We start from the raw sequence: 9,534 nt of genomic DNA, 5'->3' as shown, positions 1-9,534 counted from the left end.
GCCCAGTGGGCGCCGGTCCACATGGAACCGCCCCAGCCCAGACCACCCGCGCCGTTGCCCGCGTAGTACTCGAGGTTGCCGACCGCGTCGATTCCAGCGACGTCGACCTTGCCGTCACGGTTGTAGTCACCAGAAGTGATCAGACGCTGACCGGCCCAATGACCCGGACCACTCATCGCATTGCTGTACCCCAGACCACCAGCACCGTTCCCGGAATACAACTCCATCGTGCCGTCCGACGAAACCGCCGCAACATCCGACTTGCCGTCACCGTTGAAATCACCGGCAGTGATCATCCGCTGACCCGCCCAATGACCCGGACCACTCATCGCATTGCTGTACCCCAGACCACCAGCACCGTTCCCGGAATACAACTCCATCGTGCCGTCCGACGAAACCGCCGCAACATCCGTCTTACCGTCACCGTTGAAATCACCGGCAGTGATCATCCGCTGACCCGCCCAATGACCCGGACCACTCATCGCATTGCTGTACCCCAGACCACCAGCACCATTTCCGGAATACAACTCCATCGTGCCGTCCGACGAAACCGCCGCAACATCCGTCTTACCGTCACCGTTGAAATCACCGGCAGTGACCAGCCGCTGACCCGCCCAATGACCCGGACCACTCATCGAGGTGGCGTAGTTGACCCGCCCAGCACCATCACCGGTGAACAACGCCATCGTGCCGTTGGGATCGATCGCCGCGATGTCCGAACGACCATCACCACTGAAATCCTTGGACGCGGACACCGGAACGGCGAGCGAGTTCCAGACGAAGTTTGCGATGGTCGTCGACTGGGCGAGCTCCCTGCGGTAGTTCGACCCGTCCGGAGTGCCCGATTTCTGGATCCGCTGGCAGATGGTGGGGATGTCTCCGCTCTGCCACGAATTGTTCGGGTAGGCGCGGAACATCGCGTCGAGGAATGCGTTGGTGGCGTAGACCGGGTCGATCAGCTGCGCAGGCGTTCCCCAGCCCATGCTGGGCCGCTGCTGGAACAGACCGAGGCTGTCGTGGTCCTCGGCGACGCTGATGTTGTCGTAGTGGGTTTCGGTGGTCACGGTGGTGAAGACGATGTGCAGCGCACGGAGGTCGAGCCCTCTTGCCTTCACCTGCCGGGCAACCGCCCTGGCGCACGACATCTTGGAGCCCGTCATCCAGCCGATCTGAGCACGCAACTGGCTTGCGAGTGCATTGTCCTCCGCCGTGACCCCGGACGGGCTGCACGGCGCTACCGTGCGAGCGGATGCGGTTGCCGTGAGCCCCAGAGTGATCGCGCCGGCGACCAACAACGCGGCGGTGGTTCTGGTGAACAGAGTCGATTTCATGATTCCCCCCGGATAATTTTGGCGAGTTGGCATTACGCGAGAGCCTTGTAGCCTGCCCAGTGGGCGCCGGTCCACATGGAACCGCCCCAGCCCAGACCACCCGCGCCGTTGCCCGCGTAGTACTCGAGGTTGCCGACCGCGTCGATTCCAGCGACGTCGACCTTGCCGTCACGGTTGTAGTCACCAGAAGTGATCAGACGCTGACCGGCCCAATGACCCGGACCACTCATCGCATTGCTGTACCCCAGACCACCAGCGCCATTTCCGGCGTAGAGCTCCATCGTGCCGTCGGACGAAACCGCCGCAACATCCGTCTTGCCGTCACCGTTGAAATCACCGGCAGTGATCATCCGCTGACCCGCCCAATGACCCGGACCGCTCATCGCGTTCGAATAGCCCAGGCCACCAGCGCCGTTCCCGGTGTACAACTCCATCGTGCCGTCGGACGAAACCGCCGCAACATCCGACTTGCCGTCACCGTTGAAATCACCGGCAGTGACCAGCCGCTGACCCGCCCAATGACCCGGACCACTCATCGAGGTGGCATAGTTGACCCGCCCAGCACCATCACCGGTGAACAACGCCATCGTGCCGTTGGGATCGATCGCCGCGATGTCCGAACGACCATCACCACTGAAATCCTTGGACGCGGACGGAGGTGGAGTGGGGGCCTCGATCACCTTGTGGTAGCGGCGCGGCTCATAGGTGCTCGCGGTGCCCGCTGACCAGGTGCGCTCGACGGTCGGCGCACCATTGGGTCCCGCCTGCTCCCGAACGACGGGCTGTGTTCGCGCCCCGTCGGCCCAGCGGACGAAAAGCGCGACGTGGCCGTCGTTGAGCAAGGCGTCGCCGGTGCGCAGGTCTGCGCGGTTGATCAGGGAAGAGAAGTTCCGCAGCGTCAGGGTGGTCTCGGACCGGCCGAGGCCCCAGATCAGGGACACGTACCCCGAGCAGTCGGTGCGGTAGCTGCCGTACTGGTTGGAGTGGCAGCCCGCCTGGCTGTAGGGAACGCGGGCGTCGATCCACGGCTGCGATCTGACCATCATGTCGGCGCGGCTGACGCCACCGGGCACGCCGATTTCCTGGCAGTAGAGCAGGATCTGGAAGTCGTCGTTGAGCGGTGCGGGAGCGGCTGCGAGCGCGGCCGGCGCGGTGAGCAGCGCAACGGCTGCGGCTGAGAGCGCAGCGGCAACGGTGTTCCGAAGCATGTGAACCCCTTGGTGTCGGGACTGTTTTCCCTTGCACCAAAAGGTTGTCGTTCACGTCTTCAAGCCGTCTCCAAGACGACTCCAACGATCTTTCAAGGTTCTACAGGCCCCGGCCGTCGCAGTTGCGCGACGGCCGGAGCTCGCGACTACCTCGGCCTGAGCACTTCCAGGCCGCCCATGAACGGGCGCATCGCCTGGGGGACCACCACGGAGCCGTCGGCCTGCTGGTGGTTCTCCAGGATCGCGACGATCCAGCGCGTGGTCGCCAGCGTGCCGTTGAGCGTGGCGGCGATCTGCGACTTGCCGTTCTCGTCGCGGTAGCGGACGTTCAGGCGGCGTGCCTGGAACGTCGTGCAGTTCGACGTCGACGTCAGCTCGCGGTACTTCTGCTGCGTCGGCACCCAGGCCTCGCAGTCGAACTTGCGGTGCGCCGACGTGCCGAGGTCGCCCGTCGCCGTGTCGATGACGCGGTAGGGCACCTCGATCTTGGCGAGCATCTCCTCTTCCCAGCCCAGCAGACGGGCGTGCTCCGCCTCGGCGTCCTCGGGCTTGACGTAGGAGAACATCTCGACCTTGTTGAACTGGTGCACGCGGATGACGCCGCGGGTGTCCTTGCCGTACGAGCCGGCCTCGCGGCGGTAGCACGACGACCAGCCCGCGTAGCGGCGTTCGCCGTCGAGGATCTCGTCGGCGTGGTAGCCGGCGAGCGGCACCTCCGACGTGCCGACGAGGTACAGGTCGTCGGCGGGCAGGTGGTAGATCTCGCTCGAGTGCGCGCCCAGGAAGCCGGTGCCCGCCATGATCTCGGGCCGCACCAGCGTGGGCGTGATCATGAGCTCGAAGCCGTTGGCCGTGGCCTGCGCCGCCGCCATGTTGAGCAGCGCGAGCTCCAGCTGCGCGCCGACGCCCTTGAGGAAGTAGAACCGCGAGCCGCTGACCTTCGCGCCGCGCTCCATGTCGATCGCGCCGAGCTTCGTGCCCAGGTCGAGGTGGTCCTGCGGCTCGAAGTCGAACTCGCGCGGCTCGCCGACGGTCTTGACGACGCGGAAGTCGTCCTCGCCGCCGACCGGCGCGTCCGGGTGCACCAGGTTCGGGATCTTGGCGAGGAGCTCGTTGACCTCGTCGGCGGTGGCGTTCTGCTCGGCTTCGGCGGCCTTGACCTCGGCGGCCAGGTCCTTCGCCTTGGCCAGCAGCGCGGCGCGCTCGTCGCCCTTGGCCTTGCCGACCTCCTTGCCGAGCACCTTCTGCTCGGCGCGCAGGGTGTCCGCGCGGGAGATGGCGGTCCGCCGGCGCTCGTCCGCGGACAGCAGGCTGTCGACGACGCCCTCGTCCTCGCCGCGGGCGCGCTGCGAAGCGCGCACGATCTCCGGGTTCTCGCGCAACACCTTGAGGTCAATCACCCTCAACAGAGTAGTGGGCTACCGCCAGCGCATATTGCCGGGCACTACGACAGACGTGTCGACGACAGCCACTCGGCCGCGGTCATCCCCTCCAGCTCGGTGGCCTCGCGAACCCCGAGCGACCGGAAGAGCTCGAGTGCGGCCGTCCAGGTCTCGGCGTCCGAGGTGGCCGCGGCGAGGTCGCGCATGGTCCGCGCACGCCAGAGCGGTGCGCCGAGTTCCGTCCACAGCTCCAGAGCCTCCGAGAGCAGCGCGGCTGCGTCGGGCCTTCCCAAGGTCAGGGAGAGCTCTCCCCTGGTCCTCGTCGTCAGGGCGAGGCCGAACCGGTCCCGTTGCCTCTCGCAGACCTCGGCGCACTCGGCCAGCAGGTCGTCCAGGCCCTCGAACAACCCCGCGCGCAGCGAGGCTTTCACCGAGGACTGCACCGCGTACACGGCCCCGAGCTCGTCACCGGCCACTCGAAGCAGCGCCTCGGCCTCCCGGCTCGACTCGACCGCCTCCAGGAACTTCCCCGACGCTCGTTGGCACAGGCTCAGGCCGCGCAGAGCGAGTGCGGTACCTCGCTGGTCCTCGAGCTTCCGGTAGAGCGAGAGGCTGCGTTCGAGCGCGGTTTCCGCGGTGGCCAGATCTCCCAGATCGCGGTCTATCGCCCCCAGGCCGTACTCGGCGGCCGCCACGATCTCGTCGTCACCGAGCAGCACCGCCCGTTTCAACGCCGACCGCGCGAGGTCGAAGGACGCGAGGTCGCGGTACACCGTGCCCAGTCCGACCAGCGCCACCGCCAACGTGGCGTCGTCGCCCACCAGCTCCGCGCGATCGGCCGCCTGCTGGAAGTTCGTCAGAGCCGCGTCGAAGTCGTCCTGCTCGTACCGCAGCTGCCCGAGCCCGGCCAGGACGACGGCCTCGGCCGCCGTGTTGCCCTGCGCACGCACGGCACGGAGTGCCACGTCGTGCGTCCGTTGCCAGCCGTCGAACTCGTTGCGGGCCGAGAACGACGACGACAGCAGCGACGTGATCAACGTCGTCGTGATCTCGTCGGCCCCGAGGTCGTGCGCGCGTTCGACCACCCGCACGACCGCACTCGTCTCGGAGTGCAGCCACCCCATGGGGTTCTCCTCGACCTCTTCGACGAGGCGCGGATCGACCTCCTCCTCCACGCCGGGCCGGGGGCGCAGACCCAGCGTGACTCGTGGCAACCGCTTCGAACCTGCTTCGACGAGCGTCACCCACGTGGCGAGGAGCCTGCCGACCGCAGTGGTGACGCTCTCGTCGAGAGGCGCCTGCTCCGCACCGAAGAGCTGCACCAGGTCGTGGAAGCGGTAACGCACACGTCCGATGTGGTCGACCCCGGCGACGTCGAGGAGCCTGAGCTCGACCAGGTGTTCCACGACGTCCTCGGCCTCGTCGAGGTCCACGAGGAGCAGCGGCGCGGCGACCCACGCGCCGAAGTCGGGCATGTCGAGCACCGCGAGGAGGTGGAACGCCGTGCGGTGCAGGTCGTCGAGGTCCGCGTGGTTCAACCGCAGGCTGGAGCGGATCGCGAGATCACCGACGGTGAGCTCGTCGAGCCTTCGCCGCTCGTCGGACAGGCGTTTCGCGAGCGTGCGCAGCGGCCAATGGGGGCGGGCGAGCAGCTTGGCCGCGGCCGCGCGCAGGGCCAGCGGCACGCCGCCGCACAGTTCGACGATGTGCCGGGCCGACTCCGGCTCCGCCTTCACCCTCTGCTCGCCCGCGATCCGGCTGAGCATCTCCGCGCTGACCTCCGGCTCGAGGAGCCCCAGCTCGACGGGGTCCGCCCCCTCCAGGCCGGTCAGGCGTGAACGGCTCGTGATGATCACGAAGCAGTTCGGGTTGCCCGGTAACAGCGAGCGCACCTGTCTCTCGTTGCGGGCGTTGTCGAGGACGATCACCAGCTTGCGGTCGGCGACCAGGCGCCGGTACAGCTCGACGCGTTCGTCGATCCCGTCCGGCTGGTCCTTGCCGAGAACGCCGAGCAGGCCCAGGAACCGTCCCACGACCTCGTGCGATCGCAGATCCCGCTCGGAGCCGCGGAGATCGGCGAAGAGCTGACCGTCCGGGTAGTCGCGGCGCAGCAGGTGAGCAGCGCGCACGGCGAGCGCGGACTTGCCGGCGCCACCGAAGCCCGAGATGACGACGGTCGGGGTCGACGTCGTGTTCGCCGGTGCGGCGGCGACGGCCAGCACCTGCGCCAACGCGTCCTGCCGGCCGGTGAAGTCGCTGATGTCCGGCGGGAGGTGGTGCGGCACGACGGCGTTCCGCGCGGGTGCGGCGGCGAGCAGCGGGATCTCGAGCGTCCCGGCCAGCAACTGCCGGTGCAACGTCTGGAGCTTCTCGCCCGGCTCGATCCCGAGCTCGTCGAGGAGGTAGGTCCGCGCCTCGCGGTACACGGCGAGCGCGTCGGCCTGCCGGCCCGCCCGGTACAACGCGTTCATCAGCAGCAGTCGTGTGTCCTCACGCGCCGGGTGGGAGTGCGCCAGCGCGGACAGTCGTCCGATCGCGTCCTCGAACCGGCTCTGGGCCAGCTCGCAGCGGCCGAGTCCTTCCTGGGCGGACAGGCGTGACTCCTCCAGGGCCAGGGCGTGGCCCCTGGCGAAGTTCGCCTCGATCCCGTGCAGCGCGGGACCCCGCCAGAGCTCGAGTCCTCGTTCGTAGTGGCGGAACGCGGTCGCGGGATCGTCGTCCCGCTCGGCCTGCCGCGCCAGCGACACCTGCCGGGTGAACTCGTCGATGTCGCTGTACTCGACGTCGAGGAGGTAGCCCGGTGCTCGGGTGACCAGTGCCTGCCCGGCCACCCGCCGCAGCGACGACACGTAGGTGTGAACGAGGGCGGCTGCGCTCTGCGGCGGTGACTCGTCCCAGATCAGGTCCACGAGCCGGTCGGCAGTGACGACCTGCCTCAACTGGAGCAGCAACGCCACCAGCAACGTTCTGGGTTTGGGCCCTCCGAGGGCCACCTTTCTGTCCCCGTCCCACACCTCGACCGGCCCCAATGCGAGCACACGCACTGCATCCCCCCAAGTCCACCCCATCGAGTTACGAGAATGCACCAGACGGGGATGCGTGGTCACGCTTCAAAGGTCGCGAAACGGGACGGTTGGACAGGATTGCTCCAATGGTGGCGGCACCCGCGAACAAGGGACCCGGCGCCGAACACGGCACCGGGTCCCTCGACAGCCGAACGGCCTAGTAGATCGCGAACGCCACCACGAGGCCGAGGGCGACGTGGGCCGCCGCGACGACGACGGAGGCCGGCGCGAACCTGTCCGACTCGATGATCGAGCCGATGTCGAGCTTGGTCACCCACTCCAGCAGCCGCACGGCCGCGACCTGCACGATGATGCCGACGATGCCGTAGATCAGCGACGTGAGCAGGCCCTCGTCGAGCTTGCCGACCGCGCTCAGGATGGCGACGACGACGATGAACGCCATCGACACGAGGCCGGAGGCGGTGACGATCACGGCGTTCGGCGCGCCGTTGCGGACCAGGATCGACAGCTTGCCCGGCGTCGTCCAGTCGATCGCGTAGAAGCCGAACACCATGAGGACCAGACCGACGACGGCGTACAGCGCGATCGCGCCGATGCCCCGGCCGATGGCCGAGCCGAAGCCGGGGTCCAACGCGAGCGTCGTGTAGTCCATTACCTGTTCCCTTTCGGAGTCTTACTCAACAATTCGATGCGGCACGAACGCCGCGCCATCGTCGGTCACCAGACCGACCGTTTCCCGGATGCCGAGGCCTGCCGACGTGTCGCCGACGACCCAGGCACCCAACGCGGGGCGGTAGCCGTCGAACTCCGGAAGCGGATCGAACAGCTGGTACACGAAGCCTTCTTTGCCGTACACGCCGCCGGTCTGCGTCTCGTAGCCCGGGGCGACGATCTGGATGTTCGACCCCTCGCGGCCGAGCAGCGGCTTGCGCACGTACTCGGTGAGCATGCCGGGGTCGTTCAGGTACGCGGGGAGCAGGTTGGGGTGGCCCGGGTACATCTCCCACAGGATCGCGAGCAGCGCCTTGTTGGAGAGCAGCATCTTCCACAGCGGCTCGACCCACAGCGTGCCGGGCAGCGACTCGACGGCGTGGCGGCCGAACTGCTCCTCGACCACCCACTCCCACGGGTAGAGCTTGAAGACCGTGCCCATCGGGGCCTCTTCGAGGTCGACGAACCGGTTGAGCAGCGTGTCCCAGCCGACCTCCTCGATCGCGAGGCCCACGGTGTTCAGGCCCGCTTCGGCGGCCGTCTCCTGCAGGCAGGCGATCGTGAGGTGGTCCTCGCCGGACGGGTCTGCGCCCGACCAGGTGAAGTGCAGCTCGCTGGAGGGCAGCTTCGCGCCGATCTCCGTCCACCGCTCGACCAGGCGCTCGTGCAGCGAGTTCCACTGGTCGCCGTCCGGGAAGACGTCTTCCTTCCAGTACCACTGGACGTACGCGGCCTCGAGCAGCGACGTGGGGGTGTCGGCGTTGTACTCGAGCAGCTTCGCGGGGCCCGAGCCGTCGTAGCGCAGGTCGAAGCGCCCGTAGACGTGCGGGTCGCGGCGGCGCCACGACTCGGCGATGTGCGGCCACACCCACTCGGGGATGCCGAAGTCGCGGTACCGCTCGGTGAGCACCACGTTGTCGACCGCGTCGAGGCACATGGAGTGGAGGAGCTCGACGTCGGCTTCGAGCGAGAGGACCTCGCTCATCTCGAACACGTAGTGCACCGACTCGTCCCAGTACGGACGGTCGGCGCCGTTCGCGTACTTCGCGGGCAGGCCGAAGACCAAGCCCTGGTCGGAGACCGTCCGCTGCCAGTTCGGCCGCGGCTGTGAGGCTTCACGACGCAACTGTGCTCAGCCTCCGCTGCTCTTCGAGCCGCTGCTGATGCCGAAGCCTCCGCGCTGGACCGACGTGCCGGACTTGGTCGTGACGTTCGCGCCCTTGGGGATCGTGTAGCTGCCGCCGGACACCTTCTGGCCGACCGCGCCCGAGCCGCCGTAGTTGTAGCGGTACGAGGTGCCACCGATGTAGATGAAGCCGCCGCTGCTGTACCCACCGTGACTGCGGTAGTACGACTCGTCGCAGTAGTCGTCGTCGACGATCACGTTGTTCGAGTCGGTGCACTGCGCGGTGACGTTCTTCGGGCTGGCGGCCGCGTACCAGATCGCGACCAGCGCGATCACGCCGACGGTGACGCCACCGCCGATGAGAAGGCGTTTGCGCGTCTTGCGCTTCTTCTCGAACGCGGCGGACTCGGCGGCGAACCGCTCCTGCTGGGCCTTGAGCGCGGCGGCACGAGCGCGTTGCTCGGCGACCGTGGCCTGGCGGGGCTTGGTCACGCCGGCCTGCTGCTGGCGCACCTTGCCCTTGGCGGGCGGCTGGTTCGGGCCGGCCTGCTGCGGCGCAGGCTGGTACGGCGGCAGCTGCTGTGGCTGGCCGGGCTGTTGCGGCTGGCCGGGCTGTCCCGACGGAGACCCAGGCTGGGGCGTCGGCTGGCCAGGTCCTGGCAGGTTGTTGTCAGTCATCACCACTCCCGCGGGCAAGGTACCTAGCGAGACGGCTGAAACATGGCCAATTCGGTGACGAGTGTCCTAATA

Annotated in this window: 7 protein-coding genes; all 7 read right to left on the bottom strand. The window is 67.9% G+C overall.

Going from position 1 to position 9,534, the window contains the following annotated elements; genetic code table 11:
- A partial coding sequence (locus tag ORI60_RS14165) for an FG-GAP repeat domain-containing protein (RefSeq protein WP_266037640.1) occupies positions 1 to 1,331 on the bottom strand: 1,331 nt, incomplete at its 3' end.
- A gap of 32 nt (positions 1,332 to 1,363) precedes the next feature.
- Positions 1,364 to 2,539, bottom strand: coding sequence for an FG-GAP repeat domain-containing protein (locus ORI60_RS14160; RefSeq protein ID WP_266037639.1), 1,176 nt, complete (start codon positions 2,537 to 2,539; stop codon positions 1,364 to 1,366).
- Positions 2,540 to 2,685: 146 nt separating this feature from the next.
- The gene (serS, locus tag ORI60_RS14155) at positions 2,686 to 3,939 is read right to left on the bottom strand and encodes a serine--tRNA ligase (RefSeq protein ID WP_266036571.1); all 1,254 of its coding nucleotides are present in this window, start codon (positions 3,937 to 3,939) and stop codon (positions 2,686 to 2,688) included.
- A gap of 44 nt (positions 3,940 to 3,983) precedes the next feature.
- Positions 3,984 to 6,914 carry an AfsR/SARP family transcriptional regulator gene (locus ORI60_RS14150; protein ID WP_266036569.1) on the bottom strand — a complete coding sequence of 977 codons (2,931 nt, stop codon included), beginning with the start codon at positions 6,912 to 6,914 and terminating at the stop codon, positions 3,984 to 3,986.
- A gap of 229 nt (positions 6,915 to 7,143) precedes the next feature.
- Positions 7,144 to 7,599 carry a DUF350 domain-containing protein gene (locus ORI60_RS14145; protein WP_089907738.1) on the bottom strand — a complete coding sequence of 152 codons (456 nt, stop codon included), beginning with the start codon at positions 7,597 to 7,599 and terminating at the stop codon, positions 7,144 to 7,146.
- A 21-nt stretch (positions 7,600 to 7,620) separates the two neighbouring features.
- Positions 7,621 to 8,784 (bottom strand): glutathionylspermidine synthase family protein, encoded by a 1,164-nt coding sequence (locus ORI60_RS14140; RefSeq protein WP_266036565.1) that lies wholly within the window; start codon positions 8,782 to 8,784, stop codon positions 7,621 to 7,623.
- Between the two features lie 6 nt (positions 8,785 to 8,790).
- The gene (locus ORI60_RS14135; RefSeq protein WP_266036564.1) at positions 8,791 to 9,462 is read right to left on the bottom strand and encodes a hypothetical protein; all 672 of its coding nucleotides are present in this window, start codon (positions 9,460 to 9,462) and stop codon (positions 8,791 to 8,793) included.
- Positions 9,463 to 9,534 lie beyond the last annotated feature (72 nt).

This window comes from Lentzea sp. NEAU-D7 (assembly GCF_026242055.1).
In the GTDB taxonomy this organism is placed as follows: Bacteria; Actinomycetota; Actinomycetes; order Mycobacteriales; family Pseudonocardiaceae; genus Lentzea.
This window is presented reverse-complemented; position numbering and strand designations above follow the sequence as displayed.

What these genes read in the sequence shown, in the direction of transcription:
- ORI60_RS14160 (WP_266037639.1), bottom strand. Translation starts at nt 2,539, where the DNA reads ATGCTTCGGAACACCGTTGCCGCTGCGCTCTCAGCCGCAGCCGTTGCG.
- ORI60_RS14145 (WP_089907738.1), bottom strand. Translation starts at nt 7,599, where the DNA reads ATGGACTACACGACGCTCGCGTTGGACCCCGGCTTCGGCTCGGCCATC.
- ORI60_RS14135 (WP_266036564.1), bottom strand. Translation starts at nt 9,462, where the DNA reads ATGACTGACAACAACCTGCCAGGACCTGGCCAGCCGACGCCCCAGCCT.